General features: G+C 41.7%; 22 protein-coding genes, 6 tRNA genes and 1 riboswitch. Of the genes, 20 read left to right on the top strand and 8 right to left on the bottom strand.

Annotation, left to right across the window (positions count from 1 at the left end; genetic code table 11):
• Positions 1 to 60: 60 nt before the first annotated feature.
• The 9 genes from Q9Q35_RS08750 to Q9Q35_RS08710 all read left to right on the top strand — a co-directional run bounded on the left by Q9Q35_RS08750 (position 61) and on the right by Q9Q35_RS08710 (position 5329).
• Positions 61 to 133 (top strand) — tRNA-Asn (locus tag Q9Q35_RS08750).
• A 16-nt stretch (positions 134 to 149) separates the two neighbouring features.
• Positions 150 to 221 (top strand) — tRNA-Glu (locus Q9Q35_RS08745).
• Positions 222 to 231: 10 nt separating this feature from the next.
• Positions 232 to 304: transfer RNA gene (locus tag Q9Q35_RS08740), tRNA-Thr, on the top strand.
• Positions 305 to 717: 413 nt separating this feature from the next.
• Complete coding sequence (locus Q9Q35_RS08735; protein WP_304653019.1) at positions 718 to 2187, top strand: peptide MFS transporter; 1470 nt, start codon at positions 718 to 720, stop codon at positions 2185 to 2187.
• A gap of 181 nt (positions 2188 to 2368) precedes the next feature.
• Positions 2369 to 2454 (top strand) — tRNA-Tyr (locus Q9Q35_RS08730).
• A 3-nt stretch (positions 2455 to 2457) separates the two neighbouring features.
• A tRNA-Gln gene (locus tag Q9Q35_RS08725) sits at positions 2458 to 2529 on the top strand.
• Between the two features lie 65 nt (positions 2530 to 2594).
• Entirely contained in the window at positions 2595 to 3395 is an 801-nt protein-coding gene (gene proC, locus Q9Q35_RS08720; RefSeq protein ID WP_304653018.1) for a pyrroline-5-carboxylate reductase, read from the top strand.
• A 74-nt stretch (positions 3396 to 3469) separates the two neighbouring features.
• Positions 3470 to 4606 carry an N-acetylglucosamine-6-phosphate deacetylase gene (gene nagA / locus Q9Q35_RS08715; protein WP_304653017.1) on the top strand — a complete coding sequence of 379 codons (1137 nt, stop codon included), beginning with the start codon at positions 3470 to 3472 and terminating at the stop codon, positions 4604 to 4606.
• A gap of 24 nt (positions 4607 to 4630) precedes the next feature.
• Complete coding sequence (locus Q9Q35_RS08710; RefSeq protein WP_278873499.1) at positions 4631 to 5329, top strand: GntR family transcriptional regulator; 699 nt, start codon at positions 4631 to 4633, stop codon at positions 5327 to 5329.
• Between the two features lie 45 nt (positions 5330 to 5374).
• On the opposite strand, the gene Q9Q35_RS08705 is transcribed toward Q9Q35_RS08710, so the two are convergent.
• From Q9Q35_RS08705 to Q9Q35_RS08695, 3 genes are all read right to left on the bottom strand, one after another.
• Positions 5375 to 5929 carry an ECF transporter S component gene (locus tag Q9Q35_RS08705; protein ID WP_304653016.1) on the bottom strand — a complete coding sequence of 185 codons (555 nt, stop codon included), beginning with the start codon at positions 5927 to 5929 and terminating at the stop codon, positions 5375 to 5377.
• Positions 5929 to 6921: a nucleoside hydrolase gene (locus tag Q9Q35_RS08700; RefSeq protein WP_304653015.1), complete on the bottom strand. Its 993-nt coding sequence runs from the start codon at positions 6919 to 6921 to the stop codon at positions 5929 to 5931. Before Q9Q35_RS08700 ends, Q9Q35_RS08705 begins: the two co-directional genes overlap by 1 nt.
• Before the next feature lie 18 nt (positions 6922 to 6939).
• A riboswitch (PreQ1 riboswitch) is annotated at positions 6940 to 6984 on the bottom strand.
• A 78-nt stretch (positions 6985 to 7062) separates the two neighbouring features.
• Complete coding sequence (locus Q9Q35_RS08695) at positions 7063 to 7797, bottom strand: WecB/TagA/CpsF family glycosyltransferase (protein WP_304653014.1); 735 nt, start codon at positions 7795 to 7797, stop codon at positions 7063 to 7065.
• Between the two features lie 144 nt (positions 7798 to 7941).
• Here Q9Q35_RS08695 and Q9Q35_RS08690 point away from each other — a divergent pair, with 144 nt between their 5' ends.
• Together Q9Q35_RS08690 and nadE are read left to right on the top strand one after the other, a co-directional pair.
• On the top strand, positions 7942 to 9411 hold the full coding sequence (locus Q9Q35_RS08690; protein WP_304653013.1) for a nicotinate phosphoribosyltransferase: 1470 nt from the start codon (positions 7942 to 7944) through the stop codon (positions 9409 to 9411).
• A 14-nt stretch (positions 9412 to 9425) separates the two neighbouring features.
• Positions 9426 to 10253 (top strand): ammonia-dependent NAD(+) synthetase, encoded by an 828-nt coding sequence (gene nadE, locus Q9Q35_RS08685; RefSeq protein WP_304653012.1) that lies wholly within the window; start codon positions 9426 to 9428, stop codon positions 10251 to 10253.
• 204 nt (positions 10254 to 10457) lie between these two features.
• On the opposite strand, the gene recQ is transcribed toward nadE, so the two are convergent.
• On the bottom strand, positions 10458 to 12227 hold the full coding sequence (gene recQ / locus Q9Q35_RS08680) for a DNA helicase RecQ (protein WP_304653011.1): 1770 nt from the start codon (positions 12225 to 12227) through the stop codon (positions 10458 to 10460).
• A 127-nt stretch (positions 12228 to 12354) separates the two neighbouring features.
• On the opposite strand from recQ, the gene Q9Q35_RS08675 reads away from it, so the two are divergent.
• The 5 genes from Q9Q35_RS08675 to Q9Q35_RS08655 all read left to right on the top strand — a co-directional run bounded on the left by Q9Q35_RS08675 (position 12355) and on the right by Q9Q35_RS08655 (position 17619).
• A complete protein-coding gene (locus Q9Q35_RS08675) occupies positions 12355 to 14535 on the top strand; it encodes a Tex family protein (protein ID WP_304653010.1) in 2181 nt (726 codons plus the stop codon).
• On the top strand, positions 14528 to 14971 hold the full coding sequence (locus tag Q9Q35_RS08670; protein ID WP_304653009.1) for a SprT family protein: 444 nt from the start codon (positions 14528 to 14530) through the stop codon (positions 14969 to 14971). Before Q9Q35_RS08675 ends, Q9Q35_RS08670 begins: the two co-directional genes overlap by 8 nt.
• Positions 14972 to 15021: 50 nt before the next feature.
• Positions 15022 to 15107, top strand: a tRNA-Leu gene (locus Q9Q35_RS08665).
• 131 nt (positions 15108 to 15238) lie between these two features.
• Entirely contained in the window at positions 15239 to 16219 is a 981-nt protein-coding gene (locus tag Q9Q35_RS08660; protein WP_304653008.1) for a beta-ketoacyl-ACP synthase III, read from the top strand.
• A 167-nt stretch (positions 16220 to 16386) separates the two neighbouring features.
• On the top strand, positions 16387 to 17619 hold the full coding sequence (locus Q9Q35_RS08655; protein ID WP_304653007.1) for a CHAP domain-containing protein: 1233 nt from the start codon (positions 16387 to 16389) through the stop codon (positions 17617 to 17619).
• A 227-nt stretch (positions 17620 to 17846) separates the two neighbouring features.
• On the opposite strand, the gene Q9Q35_RS08650 is transcribed toward Q9Q35_RS08655, so the two are convergent.
• Positions 17847 to 18959, bottom strand: a complete 1113-nt coding sequence (locus Q9Q35_RS08650; protein WP_304653006.1) for an LCP family protein — start codon at positions 18957 to 18959, stop codon at positions 17847 to 17849.
• Positions 18960 to 19188: 229 nt separating this feature from the next.
• Between Q9Q35_RS08650 and Q9Q35_RS08645 the strand changes: the two genes are divergently transcribed.
• Both Q9Q35_RS08645 and Q9Q35_RS08640 read left to right on the top strand, forming a co-directional pair.
• Positions 19189 to 20559: a threonine/serine exporter ThrE family protein gene (locus Q9Q35_RS08645; protein ID WP_304653005.1), complete on the top strand. Its 1371-nt coding sequence runs from the start codon at positions 19189 to 19191 to the stop codon at positions 20557 to 20559.
• 91 nt (positions 20560 to 20650) lie between these two features.
• Positions 20651 to 21322, top strand: a complete 672-nt coding sequence (locus Q9Q35_RS08640; RefSeq protein ID WP_304653004.1) for a 2,3-diphosphoglycerate-dependent phosphoglycerate mutase — start codon at positions 20651 to 20653, stop codon at positions 21320 to 21322.
• Positions 21323 to 21372: 50 nt separating this feature from the next.
• Here the strand turns inward: Q9Q35_RS08640 and Q9Q35_RS08635 are convergent, their stop codons facing one another.
• From Q9Q35_RS08635 to Q9Q35_RS08625, 3 genes are all read right to left on the bottom strand, one after another.
• Complete coding sequence (locus Q9Q35_RS08635) at positions 21373 to 22707, bottom strand: C1 family peptidase (RefSeq protein WP_304653003.1); 1335 nt, start codon at positions 22705 to 22707, stop codon at positions 21373 to 21375.
• Between the two features lie 185 nt (positions 22708 to 22892).
• Entirely contained in the window at positions 22893 to 23579 is a 687-nt protein-coding gene (rpiA, locus tag Q9Q35_RS08630) for a ribose-5-phosphate isomerase RpiA (RefSeq protein WP_304653002.1), read from the bottom strand.
• A 24-nt stretch (positions 23580 to 23603) separates the two neighbouring features.
• On the bottom strand, positions 23604 to 23891 hold the full coding sequence (locus Q9Q35_RS08625) for a GNAT family N-acetyltransferase (protein WP_039936561.1): 288 nt from the start codon (positions 23889 to 23891) through the stop codon (positions 23604 to 23606).
• Between the two features lie 136 nt (positions 23892 to 24027).
• Here Q9Q35_RS08625 and Q9Q35_RS08620 point away from each other — a divergent pair, with 136 nt between their 5' ends.
• Together Q9Q35_RS08620 and radA are read left to right on the top strand one after the other, a co-directional pair.
• A complete protein-coding gene (locus Q9Q35_RS08620; protein WP_304653001.1) occupies positions 24028 to 24564 on the top strand; it encodes a dUTP diphosphatase in 537 nt (178 codons plus the stop codon).
• A 76-nt stretch (positions 24565 to 24640) separates the two neighbouring features.
• Positions 24641 to 26011 (top strand): DNA repair protein RadA, encoded by a 1371-nt coding sequence (gene radA / locus Q9Q35_RS08615; protein ID WP_304653000.1) that lies wholly within the window; start codon positions 24641 to 24643, stop codon positions 26009 to 26011.
• Positions 26012 to 26025 lie beyond the last annotated feature (14 nt).

Raw genomic sequence — 26025 nt, 5'->3', positions numbered from 1 at the left:
TAACGCCGATAGTAGTTAGGGGATCGCCCCTTGCGAGGGTAGGAAGTTGCCACGCGTTATTCCGGCATAGCTCAGTTGGTAGAGCACCTGACTGTTAATCAGGCTGTCGACGGTTCGAGTCCGCCTGCCGGAGTTGATTTTTATATCATGGCCCGTTGGTCAAGTGGTTAAGACACCGCCCTTTCACGGCGGTAACATGGGTTCAAATCCCGTACGGGTCATCATTGTTTCGCCGGTTTAGCTCAGTTGGTAGAGCATCGGTATCGTAAACCGAGGGTCACAGGTTCGAATCCTGCAACCGGCAGTAGGTTTTACACGGTAAGAGATCTAGGAATTCTCCTAGATCTCTTTTTGTATTAAAAGCATTTAAGCATCTGAATAGCATGAGTTTTCTGAGAAGAATTCTTAAATATCTTAACTTGCTCAGTCGAATTATTATGAAGTAAGACATTTAGGGAAAAATGTTGGAATTTAAGTAAAATAGCGAGTTTTATCCATTATATTAACTATTTATGCAAAAAAACATGATATGATAATGTAATTATTCTTAGTTAGGGGGTATATTCAGTAAATTTATTCTAATATTGATTTGACGTATCATTTTTTGAAACTTATAATAGTACTGTTATACATTGCATTTTTCTTATTATTTATTCAATGTATTGTAATTGTGTAACGAACAATTGATGTCTTTTGGCACTGTTTGGAGGAATTTAAATGACAGATAAAACACAGGAGCCCACGTTTCTAGGGCATCCACGCGGTTTATCAACACTCTTTTTCACGGAAATGTGGGAAAGATTTAGTTACTATGGTATGCGTGCCATCTTACTTTACTATATGTATTATTCCGTCTCACAAGGCGGTCTAGGTTTTGATAAGACGACAGCAGCTTCAATTATGTCGATCTATGGTTCGCTTGTTTACTTATCCAGTGTGATCGGTGGCTTTGTCAGTGACCGTATCTGGGGAAGTCGGAAAACAGTCTTTGTCGGTGGGGTCTTGATCATGCTAGGTCATATCGTTTTAGCGACTCCATTTGGCAGATTGGCTCTCTTCTTATCGATCGCCTTGATCGTGATCGGGACGGGGCTACTTAAACCAAATGTTTCCGAAATGGTCGGTGGCTTATATACTCCTGAAGATACAAGACGGGATTCAGGCTTTAGTATCTTTGTCTTTGGGATCAACATGGGAGCGTTTATCGCACCACTAACAGTTGGTTGGTTGGGACAACAAGTCAATTTCCACCTTGGCTTTTCATTGGCTGCGATCGGAATGTTCTTTGGTTTGATCCAATACTCGATCGATGGCCGGAAGTATCTTTCTAAAGAAAGCTTATATCCAACTGATCCACTTGAACCAGATGAAATAAAGAGCCTGGGTAAAAAGACCGCTGTTTGGAGCGTCTTGGTCGCCTTGATCATTGCTTTGATGTTGCTCTTCAATATGTTTACGATCATGAACATCATCAACTTATTGACGATCTTTGCGGTATGTATTCCGATTTATTACTTCGTTAAGATCTTGGCAAGTAACAAGATCGATAAAGTGGAACGTTCACGTGTGTTAGCCTATATCCCATTGTTCATCGCATCTGTGCTTTTCTGGTCGATCGAAGAACAAGGCTCGGTTGTTTTAGCATTATTTGCCAACGAACAAACACGCCTATCATTATTTGGCTTTAACTTCCCATCAAGTTGGTTCCAAAGTATGAATCCACTCTTCATCATGTTGTATGTTCCATTCTTTGCAAAATTATGGACTAAGTTAGGGAAGAAACAACCATCATCACCAATGAAGTTTTCTTTTGGTCTGTTCTTTGCTGGGGCATCCTTTATCTGGATGATGTTACCAGGTCTTTTATTTGGGACAGATGCTAAGGTCAGCCCGTTGTGGTTGATCATGAGTTGGGCTTTAGTTATCATCGGGGAAATGTTGATCTCACCGATCGGCCTTTCTGTGACGACCAAATTAGCGCCTAAAGCTTTCCAAGCTCAAATGATGAGTATTTGGTTCTTAGGTGACGCGGTGGCCCAAGCCTTCAATGCACAGATCGTACGTCTCTACAATGATGGAACTGAAGTAGTTTACTTTGGGACTATCGGGATCGTTACTGTAGTCTTTGGTGGATTACTTTTAGTTTTAACACCACGTATCAAAAAACTAATGGAAAACGTTAATTAACATTTGACTGTATCGCAGATCAGCGGTACAGTTTTTTTATTGGCGATTAGTTTAAAGCTTTAAAAAGGGTCAGAAAAAAATTATTTAAAAAAATTTTCAAAAAGTGTTGCATTTTGATCCTAAACAGGGTATTATAATTAAGTCGGATGCGTTAAGTCATCTGATATGAGATATGGAATACGGAAGGGTAGCGAAGTCTGGCTAAACGCGGCGGACTGTAAATCCGCTCCTTCGGGTTCGGTGGTTCGAATCCACTCCCTTCCACCATATTGGGCTATAGCCAAGCGGTAAGGCAACGGTTTTTGGTACCGTCATGCGCTGGTTCGAATCCAGCTAGCCCAATGACTGATAGGTCACGACTTACTTAGGTCGTGACCTTTTTTTAATTTAAAAAAGCAGGTGAGTAAATGAAATTAGGATTTATCGGTGCTGGAAATATGGCACGGGCAATTATCAATGGTTGGTTAAGTCAGGGGCAAAAAGCTGAGATCTATCTCCACAGCGCCCATAAAGCAAGCTATGGACCATATGCTAAAGAACATGGGCTACACGCTTGTGCTAGCAATACAGAAGTCATTTCAAATGCAGACATTATTTTCTTAGCAGTCAAACCGATCGTATTAGCTGAGGTCTTACACGAGATCAAGGCGACAGTACAAGCCAAAAAGCCGGTCATCGTTTCAATGGTGACGGGAGTATCTATCGCAGAGATCGCTGATTTACTAGAGCTAACACCTAAAGATCTAGAGATCGTCCGTATAATGCCAAATGTCAATGCAGAGATCGCGGCTGGAATGACAGCTTTGAATGCAAGCCCTGCTGTGACTGAGACTAATTTTATGCGCGTCAAAGGACTATTTGAAATGATCGGCCAAACTGAGATATTGCCTGAAAAAGATTTCAGTACTTTTGTTGCTTTAGCGGGTAGTTCGCCAGCTTATGTTTATTTTTTCATCGATGCGATGTCACGAGCTGGGGTCAAATATGGCTTGAAAAAAGAGCAAGCGACCAAGATCGCAGCTCAAGCTGTTTTGGGGAGTGCGCAAAAAGTTTTAGCTGATCAAAAGACACCGATGCAACTAGTTGATGATGTTTGTTCACCTGGCGGAACGACGATCGCTGGCTTACTTGCCATGGAAGAAGCCGGCTTTATGACGGCTGTGATCAAGGGCATGGATGCGACGATCGATAAAGATCAAGGAAAATAAGCGTTTGTGCTTGTAATTTTGGTCTATACCTATTACTATTAAGTTGTAATCAAAATAAGAAAGCGGGTTCAATTATGAGCAAAGTTATCAAGCATGCTGTTGTTTACACAGGAGAAGATAAGATAGATGACGCCTATATTCGATTTGATGAGCAGATCGAAGCGATCGGTCCAATGAGTGAATATCGAGTTTCACCAGCTGATCAAGAGGTGATCGATGTTGAAGGTAAGATCATCGTGCCGGGCTTTATCGATGTACATAGTCACGGTGGTTATAATTTTGATGCGATGGATGGTAATGCTAAAGAATTGAGTGAAATGGTCGATGATATGGTCTATGAAGGTGTCACGACTTATTTTCCAACGACAATGACTCAATCACCCGAAAATATTGCGCATGCGATGACAGCGATCAAAGAAGCCGCAGCTAAGAATCCAGTTATTCAAGGTATCCATTTGGAAGGGCCCTTTGTTTCGCCAGTCTTTAAGGGGGCACAACCAGAAGAATATATTCAAGCTCCAGATACGAAATTATTTGATCATTGGAACGAATTATCTGGTAACATGATCAAATTGGTGACCTATGCACCTGAGCATGAAACTTCGCCTGAATTTGAGCAATACTGTCTTGAACATGGGATCGTGCCTTCTGTTGGGCATAGTAATGCGACTCGCGAACAGATGAAGCATTCCCGTGCTAGCCACGTAACGCATTTGTATAATGCGCAACGCGAATTCAAACATCGTGAACCAGGTGTGACGGGTCACGCTTTGCTAGAAGATAATATCTATTGTGAATTGATCGCTGATGGTTTCCATGTGTGTCCTGATATGATCAAATTAGCGTATGAATTGAAGGGACCAGATAAGATCGAATTAGTAACTGATTCGATGCGAGCTAAGGGTATGCCCGAAGGAGTTTCTGAATTAGGTGGCCAAAAAGTTATCGTCAAAGATAAACAAGCTCGCCTTGAGAGTGGTAATTTAGCCGGAAGTGTTTTACAATATAAGGACGCTTTTGTAAATATCATGAAGTTTACCGGCTGTTCACTAGAAGACGCGATCAAGATGACTTCTTTAAATCAAGCTAAAGAATTTGGCTTAACACAAAAAGGTGTGTTAGCAGTGGGCAAAGACGCTGATTTTAACGTCTTTGATCATGATCTTGATCTAGTCGAAACATATAGCTTTGGACGCCGATTTAAAAAATAATCCCCAATATGGAAGGTGGTAGTCATGGGTTCACCCATTTACATTCAGATCCATAATAAAATCAAGCAAGAGATCGAAGCTAATCGTTGGGCGGTCGGTGATCGGATCCCCTCAGAACGTGATCTAGCGGTGCAGTTTGGTGTCAGTCGAATGACCTTGCGTCAAGCGATCCAGACTTTAGTCGAAGAAGGGATCTTAGAGCGCCAGATCGGGTCAGGTACTTATGTAGCACGCAAAAAGGTCCAAGAAAAAATGTCTGGGGTCACGAGTTTTACGGCGTTGACGGAAGCGCAAGGAAAGACACCTTCCAGTAAGACGGTCTCTTATTTGGTGACTGCCCCTTCGCTCAGTGAAAGTGAGCATTTAAAGTTAGAGCCTGGCCAAAAAGTATTGCGGATGGAGCGTATCAGATATGCCGATGAAGTTCCGATCTGTTTTGAAGTAGCGACTTTACCATATGATCTGATCAAAAATTACCAACGCAAACAGATCACCAATTCACTTTACGGTACGTTACAAGAAAATGGCCTGACGATCGGTCATGCGCAACAAACGGTCAGCTCGATGTTGGCTTCTGAAAAGATCGCTGAATATCTTGAGTTAAAACGTGGGTCAGCGATCTTGCGCCTACGTCAGATCACTAAATTAGGTGATGGTCGTCCCTTTGAATACGTTCGGACCCAATATGCTGGTGAGCGGTTTGAATTTTATTTAGAAAAATAAAAAAAGCGACGTCCAAGCCAAATAAGGCTTGGACGTCGCTTAATTTTAAGAAGTAAAAAGTTGGCGCTTTTTGAGCGCTGAAACGATCAGTAAGACCAAGTAAAAAGTCAAGAGTCGGTCTAAATAATCAGTTCCTAGCTGAACTAAAAAGATCGCTAAAGCTTTTTGTAGTCCCAAACCACTTAAGAGTTGGACCAACATACTAGAACCTGAACTAGTGATACCATTGAATAAGAAGTAAGTGATCACTGTACTCGTCAAGGTCCCAGGTAAAGAGATCAATCCAGCTGTACCTAAGATCTGCCAGTTTTTAGGCGAATGGAGATATTTGAAAAGCAGACCAACGATCGCCCCGATCAATAATTGGATCGGGGAATAATATAAAGAAAAAACATCGGTGGTCAATCCGACAAAAAGTGCTGTACTTGCTCCGACAAGCATCCCTAAAATAGGACCAAGCAAGGCGGCACAAAGCATTGTTCCTAAGGTATCAAGATAAAGCGGTAGATGTAAAAATAAAGCTAGGTCACTGCCAACGATATTTAAAGCGATCCCGAAAGCGCAGAGAGTCAAAGTTTTTGGTGTCATTTTTTCTAGCATTATTTTTCCTCCAGCTCAGTTATCTGTGGTAAGATCTGTGCTAGCATTTTAGGATCGAGACCACAAGTCCGCGCCAAAAAGAGTTGCATCGCTTTTAAGGCATCGACCTTTACCAAGACGTGACTATTAGGTGAACGATGCCAGAAATTTTTCTCATCAACGATGCTTTGCCCAAGTGCGATCCCTGAAGTAACGATTTGAGTATTGGCGTCAAAACCAACGCAAAGCTCAGGGAAGATCGTATAGAGGACAGCTAAAGGATCATTTATGACACAACCGATGACTTTTTCATATTGCCAATGAAAATCAAAATAAAAGCGCGTGAGCCTTTGAATGAATTCAGCTTCTTTAGGTGCATTTTGGTAGATCAACTCAAGCATGTTGGGTGTGAAAAGCATTTTGCGGGTAACATCAAGACCGATCATTTCGATCTTGATAGGTAAGTGCTCAAAACAATAAGCAGCAGCATCAGGATCACACCAATAATTATATTCAGCTACAGGAGAACAATTTCCAAAGCTCTTGAAATTTCCCCCCATCGACACGAAACGTGAGCAATTTTTCCAAGACTTCGGATCTTTTTGATGGGCTAAAGCGATATTGGTCAAAGGACCAAGTGCGATGAGTGTTACATTTTGTTCTCGTCTGAGCGTATCATTGATAAATTCACAAGCATTTGGGTGATAATTTTTATGTACTTCAGGTAGTTTACTTTGACCTAAACCATCATTTCCATGGGTATCTTGGGCACTGACATAGTTACGCTTTAAAGGCTTGTCTGCACCGCAATAGACTGGGATCGCTAATTGATGGCAATGAGCTAAAATTTTGAGTGCATTTTTAGCACCTAGATCTGAAGGGACATTACCGGCGACAGTGGTGATCCCGAGGACTTCAAGCTCAGGTGATGCAAGGGCTAGCATCAAAGCTAGACTATCATCGATACCAGGGTCACAGTCGATAATGACTTTTTTTCGAAGAGTTGCATTCATATTTCCTACCTCCTTATGAGATTCTTGGTTTTTTATCCTGGGAAGTTTACGAACCAGTCCAAGTTATCCTTGATTTTTATAAATGCACTTTCCATTATAGAAAAAAATAAGCCGTTAAACAACAGCTAACGACTTTAAAGATCAATGTTTAAAATATTTTTTGCGATAGATTAATAAGAGATATTTGGGTAAGGCAAGCATCCGAATGAAGCGACTCGGCTCTTTTAATAAGCGATAGGCCCATTCGAGGTGATGGTCGATCCACCATTTAGGTGCGCGCTTTGTTTGACCAGATAAAACATCAAAACTTCCACCAACGCCCATCCAGATAGCAGATGCAAGGTCTTGATATTTAGCGATAAAAAACTCTTGTTTGGGAAAACCTAAAGCGACAAAAACAAAGTCAGGCTCGGCTTTTTTGATCTGCTCAGCAACTTTGGCCTCATCTTTAAAGTAGCCATCACAACTTCCAGCGATCGTTATGGCAGGATAGTTTGTAGCTACTTTGGTCAAAACTTGTTGTAGGACAGCAGGTTTAGCCCCTAAGAAAAAGACTCGTTTGTGATGTTTATTGGCAAAAGAAAGCAAGGCGAGCAGTGTATCATAACCAGTCACACGCTCAGGTAGTGGATCACCTAAGATCTTAGCTCCTTTGATGATGCCGATCCCATCGGCCGTGATATAATCAGCACTTTTTAGCGTCTGAGCGTATTTTTGATCTTTTTTAGCAGCTAAGACGATCTCAGGGTTAGCTGTCACGACAAAACGCCTTGCCTTAGTTTGACTGTCGCGTTTTAGTTGGTCTAAAAATTGTGTTTGAGATGCTTTGATGAAATCAAGCCCTAAAACATTGACCGTATCAAAATTATTTTGCATGATATACCTCGTTTACTTTAAGGGTTTGCTATTATTATAGCAGTTGGATTGGTGTTTTGGCTCAAAAGTGATAAAATTAAACACATGTAGTCAAATCCGCTAAAAATTTTTCGGAAAAACAATTGATTAATGAAGAGGAAAGAAATGGTTAAATTATATCCAGACGACAGTTATACCTTGCATACTGATGCTTATCAGATCAATATGATGCAGACATATTGGCGTCAAGGTCTGGCAGAGCGTAAGGCGATCTTTGAAGTTTATTTTCGTAAGCTGCCGTTTCAAAATGGGTATGCAATATTTGCAGGGTTAGAGCGCATTGTTGATTATATTCAAAATTTGCGCTTTACTGAACATGATCTCGCCTACTTAAAAGAGATCGGCGACTATCCGGATGATTTTATCGAATATCTCCGCAATTTTAAATTTAAAGCGACGATCCGTTCAGTCGTTGAAGGTGAAGTCGTCTTCAACAATGAACCTTTGATCCAAGTGGAAGGCCCATTAGTAGATTGCCAATTAGTCGAAACGGCGATCTTGAACATTGTTAATTATCAAACTTTGATCGCAACCAAAGCAGCTCGTGTCCGTTCGGCTTGTGGGGATGATGCCTTGCTTGAATTTGGTACACGGCGCGCGCAAGAATTTGATGCAGCTTTGTGGGGGACGCGTGCGGCCTATATCGGGGGCTTTGATGCGACTAGCAATGTGCGGGCAGCTAAGATCTTTGGGATCCCAGCTAGTGGGACACATGCGCATGCTTTAGTTCAAGCTTACCGCAATGACCATGATGCTTTTATGGCATATGCTAAAACGCATAAAGATTGTGTCTTTTTAGTTGATACTTATGACACTTTACGTTCAGGTGTGCCTAATGCGATCAAAGTGGCTAAAGAACTAGGCGATCAGATCAACTTCTTAGGGGTACGGATCGATTCTGGCGATATGGCTTATATTTCAAAACGTGTCCGTGAACAACTTGATGAAGCAGGTTTTCCTGACGCTAAGATCTATGCTTCAAACGATCTAGATGAAAAGACGATCACCAACTTGAAGATGCAAGGAGCTAAGATCGATGTTTGGGGCGTGGGAACTAAGCTCATCACGGCCTATGATCAACCAGCTTTAGGTGCGGTCTACAAGATGGTAGCGATCGAGGATGAAAATGGTGTGTTAGAGGATACGATCAAGATCTCAAGCAATGCCGAAAAAGTATCGACCCCAGGACGTAAGCAAGTCTGGCGGATCACTAAAAAGACCGATGGTAAATCCGAAGGTGATTACATTACGATCGGGGATGAAGATCCACGCAAGGAAAAGTCACTTTATATGTTCCATCCACAATATACCTATATCAATAAAGATGTGACTGACTTTAACGCGCGGCCTTTGTTGCGTGATATTTTCAAAGAAGGTGAGTTGGTCTATGAGCTACCGACTTTAGAAGAGATCAAAGAATATTCCAAATTGCATTTAGATAGTCTTTGGGAAGAATACAAGCGTGATCTAAACCCGCAAGATTATCCAGTTGATCTTTCACAAAAATGTTACGACAACAAGATGAAGATCATCAAAGAGGTTCGCGAAAGTATCAATCAAAAACTTGAAAAGTAAGAAGGTCAAAGTTAATGAGAACATTACAACAAGAGATCATTACGGAATTAAAAGTTCAACCAACGATCGATCCTGAAGCTGAGATCAGACGCTCGATCGATTTTATGAAAGCTTATCTACACAAGCATTCATTTTTAAAGACACTTGTATTAGGTATTTCTGGGGGGCAAGACTCAACACTATGTGGTAAGTTATGTCAAATGGCGATCACTGAATTGCGCGCAGAGACAGGTGATGACAGTTATAAATTTATCGCTGTACGCTTACCTTATGGGACTCAAGCCGATGAAAGTGATGCTTTGGATGCGATCGAATTTATGCAAGCTGATGAAATGATGCGAGTCAACATCAAAGAAGCAGCTGATGCGATGGTAGCAGCTGTTCAAGCTAATGATGTGACTGTAAGTGACTTCAACAAAGGCAATATCAAGGCACGCCAACGTATGATCGCCCAATATGCGATCGCAGGTGCTAACAGTGGGGCTGTTGTAGGTACCGACCATGCGGCTGAAGCGATCACTGGTTTTTACACCAAGTTTGGAGATGGCGGTGCTGATATCATGCCATTATGGCGACTAAACAAGCGCCAAGGTAGAGCAATGCTAGAAGTCTTAGGCGCTCCAAAGCATCTTTATCAAAAGACACCGACAGCTGATCTAGAAGAAGATCGCCCAGCTTTACCAGATGAAGTAGCCTTAGGTGTGACATATGATGATATCGATGACTATTTAGAGGGCAAAGAAGTGCGCACTGATGCAGTTGAAAAGATCGAAAATTGGTTTATCAAGACAAGACATAAACGGCATTTGCCGATCACAGTCTACGATACATTTTGGAAATGATCTTAGTAAATACACTCAGGCAAAAAAGCCTGTGACATATATTTGAATGAAGATCACTCGAATTTTTTGATAAATTTGGGTGATCTTTTTTATATACTTATATATAGTGGAAACTTGTTCGACAGCACATCCTAGCCGATAATAAGAGATCCACCAAAATGCGTTTTTTGACATCTTGGTGGATCTCTTATTATCTGTACTGGGCTACTCGCCCTGTCTCTTATATTCTTTGATGGCATCTAAAAAGATCGTTCCGTATTTTTCAAGTTTGCTATGGCCAACACCTTTGACTTCTAAGAATTCCATCTCATTTGTCGGTAAGATCACGCACATGTCTTGTAAAGCTTGGTCGGAGAAGATGACAAATGGTGGTACGTGTTGAGCTTCGGCCAGCTGACGACGCAATTGGCGGAGATGTTCAAATAAGCCACTTTCCACCAGTTGTTCGCTGTTACGCTCAGCTTTTTCGATACGTGCATAAACTTTTGCTTGACCGCGTAAGACCTCTAGTCCCGTTTGAGTCACATGGAGCGTAGGAAATTGTCCACTGCTTGTTTTGAGATAACCACTGGCCGTCAAAAAGTCGATCAAAGTTTCGATCTCTTTGGTTTTTTGGTGCATGATACCATAAGTTGAAAGCTGATCGAAATTCAACTCAAGGATCCGTTTAGCCTTAGAACCTGCTAAAACTTGGGCTACGATCTTTTTGCCAAAGCGCGATTGCATCCGCACGATACACGACATGATCATCTGGGATTCTTTGGTGATGTCTTGTTTTTCACGAGTATCAGTACAATTTGTACATTTTTGGCAATCAGGACAATCTTGGCCGAAATATTGGACTAAGAAGCGTTGCAAACATTCTTCGGTATTGGCATAACGGGTCAAGGCCTGGAGTTTTTGGTAGTCAAATTCACGATGTTGTTCATCGGCTTGTGAATTGTCGATAAAGAAACGTTGGACTTGCAGGTCAGCGTCTTTGTAAAATAAGATCGCTTCACTTGGTAGTCCGTCACGCCCGGCGCGCCCTGCTTCTTGATAATAGGCCTCCAGACTACCGGGAACTTGGGCATGGATCACAAAGCGTACGTTACTTTTATCGATCCCCATCCCAAAAGCATTGGTAGCGACCATGACGGGGGTACGATCGTAAAGAAAATCTTCTTGGCTTTCACGACGTTGTAATTCACTTAAGCCCGCATGGTAAATCCCCGCTTTGATCCCCATTTTATTTAACATGATGCCTAGCTGTTCGACTCTTTTGCGAGTTGATGCGTAGATGATACCAGAATCATTTCGATTTTGCTTGAGATAGCTGAGAAGATAATGTTCAAAATCAGTGCCTTTGATAAGCTTAAAGGTCAAATTATTGCGAGCAAAGCTCGTTTTGATTTCATTTTCAGCGGGTATCAAAAGTAATTCTTTGATATCTCGGGCAACTTGTGGTGTAGCTGTAGCGGTCAAAGCAACTAGCGTAGGAGAGACGGGCAGTTTTGCTAACAAAGCAGGCAATTTCAAATAACTGGGACGAAAATCGTGACCCCATTGAGAGATGCAGTGTGCTTCATCGACTGCGACTAAAGAAATCGGTAATGTCTGCAATAATTCTAAGAAAAATTGATTTTCTAGGCGCTCAGGAGCGATATAGAGTAATTTTAATTCGTGCCGGCGTGCTTTTGTTAGGACCGCTTTAGCAGTTTCAAATTCCTGGGAACTGTTGATAAAGGCAGCGGGGATCCCATTTTGTTGTAAACTATCGACTTGGTCTTTCATCAATGAGATCAAAGGTGAGATGACCAAGGTCAAACCATCTTCTAAAAGGGCTGGGATCTGATAGCATAAGGATTTCCCGCCTCCGGTCGGTAAGAGTGCGAGAGTATTTTTATGTTCTAGTAGTAAGTTGATCACCTTTTTTTGGCCGGCTTTAAATTCGGTATAACCAAAGTAATGTTTAAGTGCTGCTATTGGTGTCAAAAAATGTTGCCCCCCTTTAAAATAGTGTCACGTATGATTTTAGCTTTTTATCAGCCAAAGCGCAAACTTGTTCATTTATCAAAAAATCACTATAATCTAGTTAAATCATAGAATGTGAGGGAAAAATGTGGAAGCAGATTACTTACAATTAGTTGAGCAACAGTTAGCCTATCGTCCTGATCAGATCAAGCAAGTTCTAAAATTAGTTGAAGAAGGCAATACGATCCCATTTATCGCACGCTATCGTAAAGAAGCGACGGGAAGCTTAGATGAAGTTCAATTGCGTGAGATCACCGCGACTTACCAGCAAGTTGAAAAACTTGAAAAAAGACGGGCTGATGTTAAAGCTAAAATAGCTGAGCAAAAGAAATTAACGCCTAAACTAGAGCAAATGTTAGCTCAAGCCAAAACATTACAACAGCTCGAAGACCTTTATCTACCTTTCAAGCAAAAACGCCAGACAAAAGCTCAGATCGCTCGTCACCGGGGCTTGGAAGGCTTAGCTAAATTTTTACTGACAGATAGCTCAGAGGATGTTATTAGCCAAGCAAAAAAATATGTCGATCCCAAAAAAGAGATCAATACGCCAAAAGAAGCTTTGGCAGGCGCACATGAGATCTTAGCAGAAGCTTTTGGTGAGGATGCAAGTCTACGGGCTTGGGTCAGAAAGCATGCTCAAACAAAAGGAAAGTTAGTAGCAAAAGTCAAAGATGAAAGTTTAGATGAAAAAGGGATCTATCAAGACTATTATGCGTTTGAAGAAGGGATCAAAACGATCTTAGACCATCGGATCTTAGCCCTTGACCGAGGAGAAAAGGAGAAGATCTTACAAGTCAAAGTCAAACTCGATGATGAGTATGTGCTTCGCTATTTTCATGCACGGATCATCGGACAAAAGTCAGGGTCAAGTATGCAATACGTAGAACAAGCGTATACCGATGCCTATAGACGCTTTATCCGGCCGGCGATCGAACGCGAATTGCGCAAAGAATTGACTGCGCGGGCAACTGCTAGTGCGATCAAAGTCTTTGGTGATAATCTTTACCACTTATTGATGCAAGCGCCTTTAAAAGGCAAGACTGTTTTAGGGCTTGACCCTGCTTTTAGAACTGGTTGTAAATTAGCTATCGTTGATCCAACTGGAAAATTTTTAGCTAAAGCAGTGATCTATCCACATGAAAAGGCTAAAGGCAAGCGACCAGATCCTAAAAAACGAGCTCAAGCAAAACAAATTTTGCTTGAATTACTAGAAAAATATCAAGTTGAAATGATCGCGATCGGTAATGGGACAGCGAGTCGGGAGTCGGAAAGTTTTGTGGCAGAAGTTTTAAGTGAGCTAAAGCACAAGGTCTATTATGTGATCGTCAACGAAGCTGGAGCCTCAGTTTATTCTGCCAGTGCCCAGGCGCGTGAAGAATTTCCTGATTTTAATGTGGAAGAGCGCTCAGCGGTAAGTATTGCTCGGCGTTTACAAGATCCGTTAGCGGAATTGATCAAGATCGACCCTAAAGCTATCGGGGTCGGTCAATATCAACACGATCTGCCAGAAAAAGAATTAGATGATGAACTCCAAACTGTGATCGAAACTGGGGTCAATCAAGCAGGAGTCAATTTGAACACAGCTAGTGCTACTTTACTGCAACATATTTCAGGTCTAAATAAAACGACTGCTAAAAATATCGTTGCTTATCGGGATGAAAATGGGCGCTTTACCACGCGGACCCAGCTCAAAAAAGTTGCCCGTTTAGGCCAAAAAGCGTATGAGCAAGCCGCTGGTTTCTTGCGGATCATTGGGGGCAAAAATGTTTTTGATAACACTGATATTCACCCTGAAAGTTATCCTTTAGCTAAAGCGATCTTAGCAAAAGCGCAGATCAAACAAAAAGAGATCGGGACTGCTTTGGCGGAAGAAAAATTAGCCCATTTTGATGCTAAAACTTTTGCTAAAGCCAATCAAGCGGGACTAGCCACGGTCAAAGATATCGTAGCGAGCTTAAAGAAACCGGGGCGCACTTTACGCGATTCAATGCCAGCACCATTACTAAAAGCCGATGTCTTACACTTAGAAGATCTCAAGGTAGGGATGAAATTACAGGGAACGGTGCGGAATGTTGTCGATTTTGGTGCCTTTGTGGATATTGGGGTCAAGCAAGATGGTTTAGTTCACGTCTCCAAGATGAGTCAAAAATTTATCAAACATCCAAGTCAAGTCGTTACAATCGGTGATATCGTTGATGTTTATGTGACGGATGTCGATCTTAAGCGTGGGCGCATCCAGTTGAGTATGTTAGCGCCAGCCGATGACTGATCAACAGCTTCAAGCACTAGTCGAAGAGCTCTCATTGAAATATTTCAAACGTACTTTTACCCACCGCGCTTACTTCAATCGGCGTTTGAAAACCACTGGAGGGCGGTATTTATTGACAAGTCATGACATCGAGATCAATGAAAAGATGTTGACAAAATATGGCAAAGATACCCTTATCGGAACGATCAAGCATGAGCTTTGTCACTACCATCTGCATTTGACAGGGCGAGGGTATCGGCATCGCGATCAAGATTTCAAACAATTATTGCGTCAGGTCGGAGGCTTACGGTATGCTCCGGTCAGTAGCAAGAATTACCGTTACACATACAGTTGTCAAACTTGCGGGCAAAGATATCTGCGCCAACGTCGGGTCGATATCAAACGTTTTGTCTGCAGTCGTTGTCACGGGAAGTTGCGCCTTTTGAAAAAAATCTAAAAAAATAGTTGCAGGGGTCTAGTTTGTCTGCTATAATTAATTCTGTTGTCGCGGGTATGGCGGAATTGGCAGACGCGTCAGACTAAGGATCTGGTGAGCAATTGAGCTCGTGATGGTTCGAATCCATTTACCCGCATCACTAAGCAGGGCTGTGAATATTCACAGTCCTGTTTTTTCATTTGTGGATAAAAGCAAAGAGGTAGTTTATCCACAAAACGATATGCTATGATAAAGCTAATGATAAATATTTTTGAAAGAGGGCCTACTATGACAGCCGTAAAAATTACCGCAAGTGCGGGGTATCTTCCTGAAAAGGTAGTGACTAATGATGAATTGAGCCAGTTGATGGATACGTCCGATGAATGGATCGTGTCTCATACTGGGATCAAGCAACGGCACTATGCGATCGCTGAAAATACGTCAGATCTAGCTACAAAGGTCGCTCAAAAGTTATTAAAGCAAGCTAAGTTAGATGCGACTGCGATCGATCTGATCATCGTATCAACGATCACACCGGATGCTTTAACACCGGCGACGGCAGCGATCGTCCAAAAAAATATCCAAGCTAGCAATGCCTTTGCCTATGATTTGTCAGCCGCGTGTGCAGGTTTTATCTTTGCGTTGGCAACTGCTGAAAAATTTATCCACAGCGGGATGTATCAGCGTGCAATGGTCATCAGTGCGGAAACTAATTCCAAGATGATGGACTTTAGCGATCGGACCTCAGCAGTCTTTTTTGGGGATGGTGCTGCTGGTGTGATCTTAGAAAAAAGTGCAGGTAAGACAGCGTATTTAGCTGAAAAGATCGCCACACGAGGTAATACTGAAGTTATCCACAGCGGACGTGTGGCACCGCTACAAAAAGTCGCTGCAGACAATTATCCACAACTAGATGCATTCTATCAAGACGGACGAGCAGTTTACAATTTTGTAACAAATGACGTTAATGCTCATATCGATGAATTTTTGGCAGATAATGGTGTTAAACCAGCTGACCTTGATCTAGTGATCACCCATCAAGCTAATTTGCGGTTGATCGAAAACATTGCGCAACATTTAGCTTTGGATATAGACAAGTTTGCGATCAATGTCACTGAAGCGGGAAATACTTCGTCGGTAGGGATCCCGTTAGCCTTGGCGCAAGCTTTAGAGCAGGGAAAACGGCCTAAAAAAGTCTTGTTGACCGGTTTTGGTGCTGGGTTAGCCTATGGCAGTATCTTGTTAGATTTAAGTGAATTTGGAAAATAAAATGTATTTGACCCGTGGATGTAATGCTACAAACACGGGTTTTTTCGTATTTCTAAGTAACATACGATAGATAAATAAGTACAAATATGTAATTTAAGAGTAACATTTCTGTAATCTTACTAGTGTATACTATGAAAAGTAAATAAATCGACGAGGTATCCAAAATTATGTTTTTAAAGAAAGTAATCACAAGTACAGTCGCACTTAGTATGTTGGCTGTGTCTGTTTTAAACACAACAACAGCAGTGAGTGCAGATACTGTATCTGATACTCAAAATGCGATCAATACTAATAAGAATGAAACAGATAAATTATTAAAAGATATTGCATCAGCAAACGCTGACAACATTAAGTTACAAGAACAAATTTCAGATAACACTGAAAAGATCGAAAAATTAAAGACTGATATCGATCAGTCAAATGAAAAGATCGACAAGTTAAATGGTCAGATCGAAGGTGCTAAGGTCGAAGTTGAAAAACGTACAGAAGCACTTAAGGGTCAATTAGTTGCTTTACAAAAGAAATCTGGTGACACAGTTAGTGGTAACATCTACCTTGATTTCGTGATCAACTCAGAAGACTTCTCTGACTTAGTTTCACGTACTTTTGCTGTCAACAAATTGAACCAAGCTAACAAAGAAGCTTTGAACGATGTTAAAGAAGCAAAAGATCAATACACAGCATTATTGAATGAACAAGAAAAGACAAAAGCTAATTTGCAATCAGATAAATCTGAGCTTGAAACAAAGCAAAATGATTTGAAATCAATGAAAGAAAAATCTGATCAACAACAAGCTGACTTAAACAAGAAGATCGAAGATAACAAGGCTACTTTGGTTGCTTTACAATCTCAATATGAAGAAGCAGCAAATGCAGTTAAACTTGCTCAAGATAAGGCAAACGCAACTGCACAAGTTGCTGACGCTAAGAAAGATGATAACAAGTCAAACAACACCGATAACAAAGCTACTGAAAACAAAACAACACCAGAAGCTACGAGTTCTAACGCTGGTAGCATCAGCCAAGGTGATGGTAGCACACATGGTATCGTAGCAGGCAACACATATCCATGGGGGCAATGTACATGGTACGTAAAACAAGTTGCTCCTTGGGCTGGCAATAACTGGGGCAATGGTGGACAATGGGGTTCATCTGCAGCAGCTGCTGGCTTTAGAGTAGATCACTCACCAGCTGCTGGTTCGATCATCGTTTTCTTACCAGGTCAATCTGTTGGTGGTCAATGGACAGCTGATGGTGCTTACGGACACGTTGCTTACGTTGAATCTGTTAACGGTAACTCTGTAACGATCAGCCAAGGCGGTATGGGCTTTAGCAATCCAGCTGGTCCTAACACACAAACAATCTCTGGTGCAGGTAGCTATATCTACATCCACCGTTAAGATAAGCTTTCAAAAGCTCATTGGAAATGATAAGTTCATTTTCAATGAGCTTTTTTGTGTTCTGGAAATATAACGTTGATAAGTAAAGGCGACCAGAATGAGTCTTTACAGCATACTAAATGAAAACCAAAGAAAACCTTTGAAAGATCATAAACGTAAACGCTTGGTAGTGTTATAGCATTTGAGAGCATATAAAAAAACACGCCCGATCGCGTGTCTTTAAAATATTAATAAGCATAATTTCCAGTATGATAGGAAGTGTTGCCATAGTCATTGGTGTAAGTAGTTGTTGGATCATCAGTGGTCTGATAAGTAGGATCATCAGTCGAATCATCGTCAAAACTCTTAGTTGAAGCATCTAAGCCAAGTTGTTTACGGATCGCATCTGAAACTTTTTTCTTTTCAGAAGCAGATGCGACTTGGTATGAAAGACCATCTAGCATAGTATCTTGCCCTTGTAGCACGTTAGATTCGATCGTTTGACCAGCATCTTTATAGCTAGTTGCGATCGTGATCATATCGCCATAAGTTAGATCGGTCTGCATATTGCTTCCGATCGATTTAAGTAATTTTTGATAGTTAGAGACCGCAGAAACAGAAAGTGATTTATTAACGATGGCTTCGATAACTTGCTTTTGCCGTTTTTGTCGACCGTAATCACCTTCTGGATCATCATAACGCATTCGTGAGTAAGCCAAGGCTTGCTTCCCATTTAGCGTTACTGTTTTACCCTTAGTTACATCAGCATCTTCATACTTGAAGGTAAGTAGTGGTTTGATCGTGATCCCCCCCACGGCATCAACGATCTGCGTCAGACCACGCATATTGACTAACACGTAGTAATCGATCGGGATATCAAGTGTATCTTGGATCGTTTCGATCGCAGTTGAGACACCACCGATCGTGTAGGCTGAGTTGACTTTATCATATGAATTGACTGAGTCTGGGACCTCGACTTTAGTATCGCGTGGGATACTTGTTAGAGTAGTTGTCTTAGTTTCTGGATTTAAAGTGGCGACAATGATCGTATCGGTTCGCCCGGTGTCATCGCGCCCTAGATCACCTGTGTCGGTCCCAAGCAGTAAGATCGAGATCGGACGCTTGTCTTTTAAGACAGAGGAAACGTCGCGACTCTTAGTTACATTTGAACCGTTGTAGGTCTTGTCTAACGTGTTTTTAGCTGAATTTAGAATGTGATATATGTAAGTTCCAGCTCCCAAAAAAACGATCAAGGTCAATACTAATAAAGTCCAACAGATCCGTTTGCGTAATTTGGGATCACGCTTTTTGACATGCGAGGTCGAACTTTTTCTCGATCGCGGTTCAATTTCATTATTCATATATGGTGCTCCTTATTTTTTATGCTCTCTCATTGAATTATACACGTTTGGACATAAAATATAAGGTTTAGGAAGGAATTTTAATTTAAATTAAGATTTAAGTCAAATATTTCTTTTTGTAAAAAGCCCGAAAATACAGGGATTTTGTGCTATAATCGGTAATGTTACATATTGTTTACAAAATCGTGAAAGTAACACGGTAATTTACATTGATAGTTTGGAGGCAAAAATGGAACAGCAGAAAAATTTTAGTAAAAAAGCTACTAAAAGAAAACGTGCGCCATTATCCAAGCATCACCATATGACTATCCGATGGGACGAATTTATCGGAGATGCCGGCGATGAATTGGCAATTGATGCAAGTTTAAAGGAGCGAGCAGCGATCGTTGGGCGGATCGGGATCTTGATGCTCGCCTGTGGAACTGGGGCCTGGCGCGTTAGAAATTCAATGAATATTATTGCCCGAGTTCTAGGCTTGACCTGTACGGCTGATGTTGGTCTAGTCTCGATCGAATACACTTGTGTCGAACTCGATGAAAGTTATACTCAAACTTTGGCACTAGCGACTTCAGGTGTCAATACGAGTAAGTTGACTGATCTCGAGTGGTTTGTTCGAGAATTTGAACGCCATGGTCGGCAGATGACGATCTCAGATATCCATTATTTGATCGATCAGATCCGAGCTAAATCAGGTTTATATAAACCACCTGTTTTAGGTTTAGCAGCTGCGCTTGCCTGCAGTGCCTTTGTCTTTTTACTTGGTGGTGGTTTGATCGAAATGATCTGTGCCTTTATAGGGGCGGGCTTTGGCAATTATGTGCGCGCTAAGATGAATCAGCACAAGATCACATTATTTGCGGGGATCTTTGTCAGTGTGGCGGTGGCCTGTTTGATGTATATGGTCTCTTTTCGTGGGATCGAGGCACTGTTTTCTGTTTCTAGTCGTCACGAAGCAGGCTATATTGGAGCGATGTTATTTGTGATCCCAGGATTTCCATTTATTACAAGTGGACTAGATATCGCTAAACTTGATATGCGTTCGGGTTTGGAACGCATGGCACATGCCTTGACGATCATCATCGTTGCCACCATGGTCGGTTGGTTGACTGCGATGAGCATCAACTTTAAGCCCGAAGATTTTATCCCCTTGCAACTCACTTCTTGGCAGTTGCTCGCTTTAAGGCTACCAGCTAGTTTTTGTGGTGTCTTTGGCTTTTCCTTGATGTTCAATAGCTCACCTAAACTAGCTTCAACAGCGGGGATCATTGGGGCCTTAGCGAATACGTTACGTTTGGAATTAGTCGATTATACTAGCGTTCCTCCTGCAGCTGCCGCCTTTGTTGGAGCCTTGCTGGCAGGTTTGTTGGCTTCGATATTGGGGAAAAAAGCCGGTTATCCACGCATTTCTTTGACAGTACCTGCGATCGTGATCATGGTCCCTGGGCTTTACATGTATCGGGCGGTGTACAACATTGGCTTAAACTCGATCAGTGTTGGGGCATATTGGTTGACTCAAGCAACATTGATCGTCTTGGCTTTACCTTTGGGCTTGATCGCAGCTCGGATCTTGACAGATCCAAAATGGCGATATAGTGATTGATATTTAATAAAAAAGAAGCGACAGACCTTTTTTGACGCTTCTTTTTTCGTTATAGTAGTAGAAGTAAGATCAATTGGAAAGGAAATGACGGATGACAAAGTTAGTATTGATCCGGCATGGTCAAAGTTTAGCTAATCAAGAAAACGAATATACTGGCTGGTCGGATTCGCCTTTGACAGTTCAAGGTATCAGAGAAGCTAAAATAGCTGGTGAAAAATTACGTCAAACAGGGATCGTATTTGAACACGTACATACATCAGTTTTGCAACGTGCGATCAAAACAGCCGATATCGTGTTAACTGAGTTAGGGCAGGAGTATTTACCACTCACCAAAACTTGGCGCTTAAATGAACGACATTATGGTGCATTGCGTGGACTGAATAAAGACTATACCCGTAAACTTTATGGAAAAAAGCAAGTAGCTTTGTGGCGTCGGTCATTTGAAGCTATCCCGCCTTTGTTGGAAAAGCCCCAAAACGATCGCCGCTATCAAGGGTATCCTAAAACGATCGTCCCACGAGCCGAGAGCTTAAAACAGGCCTCAGCTCGGATCATCCCTTACTGGGTCGATCATATTGCTCCGCGGGTACTGCAAGGAAAAGATCAATTGATCGTGGCTCATGGTAGTACTTTACGGGCATTGATCAAATACCTAGAAGCGATCTCAGATACAGGGATCGATGGGGTCGAAGTTGCTAATGCAGCGCCGATCATCTATGAATTAGACGATAAATTACAGATCATCTCTAAAACGACATTGTAAAAAAGATCTCACTGAAGTTATCAAAACCTCAGTGAGATCTTTTTATATCGTTAAGCCAATGAACCCATAGGATCCCAAGGTGCTAGGACTTTAGGTTCTTCTTTTAGAACTTCTTTTAATTCATCAGGTAAGAAATTCTTGTTGATAACGATCTGGTAGCAATATTCATCCATCCAGTCATCTGTCATCACAAAAAATCCTTTCGTCCCGACTTTATCACCCCAAGAGTTTTCAACTTTCCATTTCTTAGGTCGACCGTCAATAAGATCGACTCCAGTCAAGACCATAGCATGTGTCATCAAGCTTTCGCCGTAATCTAAGCGTTCTGCTTTTGACATTGCAAGGTCAACATCAAAGAGTTGATCGCGGTGGTAGAGTTCAGTATCCATGATCCCTTGTTTGCGGTCAGAAGATTTGCCGACATCACAACCGAACCAAACGCTTTCTCCTGACTCTAACTGCTTGACAGCTAATTTTTTGAAGGTATCCATATCAACGTTTAAGTGCCGTACTTCACGCCCACCAACGACATTGCCTAACATATCAACTGTGTACATGTGGTTGAAAGGCTTATCATCTGTTGGTCCGTTGATCACTGAGATGTAATCTTTGGTTTCCCAACCGAGATATTTATCGAAGAATTCTTTTGGCGTCAAGTCACGATCAAGGTGATAGTTGTTATCTTTATCACGATATTCAAAATCAAACGTTGCCGGTGGTTCACCAAAGCTGTAAGCCGCCATGCGATAAACTTCAGCTAACATTTTTTCTTTTTGAGTTTCGATCTGAGCTTCAGTTGCCTTATTTTGAACTAATTCGCGCAACAAGACTGCATCTTTACGCAATTTAAGGTTCAAAAGTGAATTGAACTCACTTGAAGCTGAGGAGTTGTGGGTCTCTGGCATAGCAGACTTAGGCATAACGCCATATTTTTCGATCAAGCCCATGATCATATCCCATTGGCCACCATCTTGTTGTGGCGTTGCTAGCAACCACGCAACTTTCCGGTCAGACGTTGGGAAGCCTGCTGTTTTTAAGATGTTTTCATAAAAATAATTTGCTTTTTCAAGTTTATCCCAGAAGAATGTAAAGTTTTGTGATAATTCAAAATCATCTGGTAGATTTAAGCGATTGCGTAGATCGTGACGCAAAGTATTCAAGGCAGCAAACATCCAGCAACGACCGGATTGTTTTTGATCAGCGACCTTACCTGTATCAAGATCGACCGAGAAAACAGGTGTTGTGTTTACTTCCGCACGATAGTCACGGCTGGAAGCTAGGATCCCATTTTGTGTTACAGTCCGTTCAAGAACACGGTGATCATTACGTTTTTCAAGTAAATTTTTAAAATTTTTGAGTTGCGCAGTGCTGATTGATTTAGTCACTGGAAATCATCCCCCTTTAATGAACTACTAATAGTGTAGTCCTCTTTTAGCTATAAGTAAACAATGAATTAGCTTTAAATTATTAAATCTAATTTTTTTAATATTAGTCTATGGTGATAAAAGCTACAAGTTTTGACTGAATTACAAAAAGAAGCACATTTTGGTGCTTCTTTTTGTAAAATGTACTAGTCACGGGCATGTAAGACTACAGGCCCGACTTGTTTGCCAACGATCACATCGTTTACCATATCTAAGAAAAGACCGTGTTCAACGACGCCGACCTGGTGGATGAGATATTCGGCTAAAGCGTGTGGATCATCGATCTGTTTTAGGTGTAGGTCGATGATGTAATTATCTGAATCGGTCAATAAGAGACTACCATTTTCTTGTTTGCGAAAAGTTGGATTCAAGCCCTTAGCCACAAAACGGTCAAATAATTTTTGGCTACCATATGGGATGACCTCAACTGGTAATGGAAAAGCGCCTAATTTATCGACCATCTTGCTTTCATCCACGATCCAGAGGACTTTAGTGGAGTTGACTGCAACGATCTTTTCAAATAAAAGAGCAGCGCCCCCACCCTTGATACCTTGAAAATCGCTTGAGATCTCATCGGCACCATCGATCACGATATCGATATGGTCAGCTTCATCGACTGAGATCAAAGGAATGCCTAAGGCTTCAGCTTGTTTAGCTGTAACACTTGAGGTAGTCACGCCAGTTATTTGGAGATCTTCTTCAGCGATCCTACGTCCCAAAGCATCGACCATATAGCGGACGGTCGAGCCGGTACCTAAGCCGACGATCATGCCATTTTTGACCCATTCAACTGATTTTTCGCCTACCAGACGTTTTAGTTCATTTTGATTCATGTAAAAGATCCTTTCAGATTTAACTTATTTATTTTGCTTGAATAATAAGTGTTCAAGTTCAGGATTAGCTGCAAAATATTTTTGCGTGTAAGAGCACAAAGGCAGGATCGTCTTATTTTGCGCCTTTGCGTGCTCTAAAAAGAAGACGGTCATCTTTTTTGCAAGTCCTTGGCCACGTGCTTGTTCAGCGACAAATGTACGTTCGATAACATAAGTTTGGTCATTGTTGATCATTTTAAAGCCAATATTACCGAGCATTTCTTGCTGCTCGTTTTGACAAATTAGTTGGTCGTCTTGCCAGATGAAATCCATATCTATCACCCCAAATTAAATAATTATCAGCGGTAAAAAACATAACATTAAATAATGTGAAATGCTGTTTGCCTTCAAAATTAATGGTATCATAAATATAGTACTGACAACTACTAAAATGAATGGGGTTTGAGAAATGAAAAGAGGATTTGAGATCGTTTCAAAATATCAAGGTGAGGACTTGACGTTGCCAGTTAGAGCAACACAAAATGCAGCGGGCTATGATTTTTGTGCAGCTAAAGATTTTGTCTTGCCAAGTATTTGGAAGCGTAACTTTTTGAAGGTCTTACATGCGTTACGTAAACAAAAAGAGTATACGGTAGAAGATATGGTGGCTGCTAATAAGGTCTTAAAGCCATACCTTGTGCCAACTGGGATCAAGGCTTATATGCAGCCTGATGAGTTCTTGATGTTGGCTAACCGCTCCAGCAATCCGTTAAAACACGGTTTGATCTTACCAAATGGGGTCGGGATCGTTGATGCTGATTATTATGGAAATGATAACAATGAAGGCGAGATCTTTTTCCAATTGGTCAATTTTGGGTTAACGGACAAAGTGATCAAAAAGGGTGAAAGATTAGGCCAAGGCATCTTTTTGCCGTATCTTTTGGCTGATGATGAAGCAGCGCCTTTAGCTAAGAGAACTGGTGGTTTTGGTTCATCAGGACGTTAGGAATTTAAAGATATCTTATGATTTTTTTTAATGATTTTCGGGTATACTAATATTTTATAAGTAGAGGGGGGCAATTATGGCAAAAGTCAAAACTAGATATGTATGTCAAAACTGTGGCTATGTATCACCGCGCTATTTGGGGCGGTGTCCTAACTGTAGTGAATGGAACACTTTAGTTGAAGAAGTTGAACAAAAAAGTGTGGCCGTTAAAGCTGCCCCACGAGTTACTTTGACAGGAACAACGAATACCCCACAAAAGATCGATACGATCGAGATCTCACAGACACCTAGAGTTGATACGAAAAATGGTGAATTGAATCGTGTCTTAGGTGGTGGTGTGGTTCCAGGATCAATGGTCTTGATCGGGGGCGATCCTGGGATCGGTAAATCAACGTTGCTTTTACAAGTTTCGGGAAGTTTATCAGATCAAGGGGGAAAGTTGCTCTACGTTTCAGGTGAAGAAAGTGCTAACCAGATCAAGATGCGTGCTCAACGCTTGGGGGTCTCAGGTAGTGAATTTTACCTTTACCCTGAGACTGATATGGGAAGTATTTTACAAAATATCGAAGACTTAAAACCAGACTATGTCATCATTGACTCAGTTCAAACGATGCAGATGCCAGAAGTTACTTCGGCAGTCGGGAGTGTGGCGCAGATCCGCGAAGTGACTGCTGCTTTGATGCAAGTTGCTAAGACAAATGGGATCACGATCTTTATCGTTGGTCATGTGACTAAGGGTGGCGCGATCGCCGGGCCGAAGATCTTAGAGCATATGGTCGATACGGTGTTGTACTTTGAAGGTGATATGCATCGCACCTACCGGATCTTACGTGCAGTTAAAAATCGTTTTGGTTCGACTAATGAGATCGGCGTGTTTGAGATGCGCGATGGCGGTCTAGTTGAAGTACCTAATCCATCTGAGATCTTTTTAGAAGAGCGTTTAAGTGGCGCGACCGGTTCGGCTGTCGTGGTCTCAATGGAAGGGACACGCCCGATCTTAGCAGAGATCCAAGCGTTAGTCACCCCAACTGCATTTGGCAATGCTAAGCGAACAACGACGGGATTAGATCACAATCGGGTCTCGTTGATCATGGCAGTGCTCGAAAAGCGTGCTGGGCTACTTTTGCAAAATCAAGATGCTTACTTGAAAGCAGCTGGGGGCGTTAAATTAGACGAACCTGCGATCGATCTAGCTATTGCGATGAGTTTGGTGTCGAGTTATCGTGACCAACAGACTGCGCCAGACGACTGCTTTATCGGTGAATTAGGTTTGACCGGTGAGATCAGACGTGTGACCCGGATCGACCAAAGAATATCTGAAGCAGCTAAATTAGGCTTTAAACGGGTCTTTATTCCCCAAAATAATTTAAATGGTCTGGAATTGCCAACTAATATCGATGTGGTCGGCGTTAAGACGATCAGTGAAGCTTTAAGGCATGTTTTTTAAGAAAGGGGTCATTA

The organism is uncultured Ligilactobacillus sp. (assembly GCF_948826705.1).
GTDB lineage: Bacteria > Bacillota > Bacilli > Lactobacillales > Lactobacillaceae > Ligilactobacillus.
Note: the sequence above shows the minus strand (reverse complement) of the source record. Positions and strands in the feature narration are given on the sequence as shown.

Bases quoted from the DNA above. Each gene is read 5' to 3' on its own strand.
- Q9Q35_RS08735 (WP_304653019.1), top strand. From the start codon at position 718: ATGACAGATAAAACACAGGAGCCCACGTTTCTAGGGCATCCACGCGGT.
- proC (WP_304653018.1), top strand. From the start codon at position 2,595: ATGAAATTAGGATTTATCGGTGCTGGAAATATGGCACGGGCAATTATC.
- nagA (WP_304653017.1), top strand. From the start codon at position 3,470: ATGAGCAAAGTTATCAAGCATGCTGTTGTTTACACAGGAGAAGATAAG.
- Q9Q35_RS08710 (WP_278873499.1), top strand. From the start codon at position 4,631: ATGGGTTCACCCATTTACATTCAGATCCATAATAAAATCAAGCAAGAG.
- Q9Q35_RS08705 (WP_304653016.1), bottom strand. From the start codon at position 5,929: ATGCTAGAAAAAATGACACCAAAAACTTTGACTCTCTGCGCTTTCGGG.
- Q9Q35_RS08700 (WP_304653015.1), bottom strand. From the start codon at position 6,921: ATGAATGCAACTCTTCGAAAAAAAGTCATTATCGACTGTGACCCTGGT.
- Q9Q35_RS08695 (WP_304653014.1), bottom strand. From the start codon at position 7,797: ATGCAAAATAATTTTGATACGGTCAATGTTTTAGGGCTTGATTTCATC.
- Q9Q35_RS08690 (WP_304653013.1), top strand. From the start codon at position 7,942: ATGGTTAAATTATATCCAGACGACAGTTATACCTTGCATACTGATGCT.
- nadE (WP_304653012.1), top strand. From the start codon at position 9,426: ATGAGAACATTACAACAAGAGATCATTACGGAATTAAAAGTTCAACCA.
- Q9Q35_RS08670 (WP_304653009.1), top strand. From the start codon at position 14,528: ATGACTGATCAACAGCTTCAAGCACTAGTCGAAGAGCTCTCATTGAAA.
- Q9Q35_RS08660 (WP_304653008.1), top strand. From the start codon at position 15,239: ATGACAGCCGTAAAAATTACCGCAAGTGCGGGGTATCTTCCTGAAAAG.
- Q9Q35_RS08655 (WP_304653007.1), top strand. From the start codon at position 16,387: ATGTTTTTAAAGAAAGTAATCACAAGTACAGTCGCACTTAGTATGTTG.
- Q9Q35_RS08650 (WP_304653006.1), bottom strand. From the start codon at position 18,959: ATGAATAATGAAATTGAACCGCGATCGAGAAAAAGTTCGACCTCGCAT.
- Q9Q35_RS08645 (WP_304653005.1), top strand. From the start codon at position 19,189: ATGGAACAGCAGAAAAATTTTAGTAAAAAAGCTACTAAAAGAAAACGT.
- Q9Q35_RS08640 (WP_304653004.1), top strand. From the start codon at position 20,651: ATGACAAAGTTAGTATTGATCCGGCATGGTCAAAGTTTAGCTAATCAA.
- rpiA (WP_304653002.1), bottom strand. From the start codon at position 23,579: ATGAATCAAAATGAACTAAAACGTCTGGTAGGCGAAAAATCAGTTGAA.
- Q9Q35_RS08625 (WP_039936561.1), bottom strand. From the start codon at position 23,891: ATGGATTTCATCTGGCAAGACGACCAACTAATTTGTCAAAACGAGCAG.
- Q9Q35_RS08620 (WP_304653001.1), top strand. From the start codon at position 24,028: ATGAAAAGAGGATTTGAGATCGTTTCAAAATATCAAGGTGAGGACTTG.
- radA (WP_304653000.1), top strand. From the start codon at position 24,641: ATGGCAAAAGTCAAAACTAGATATGTATGTCAAAACTGTGGCTATGTA.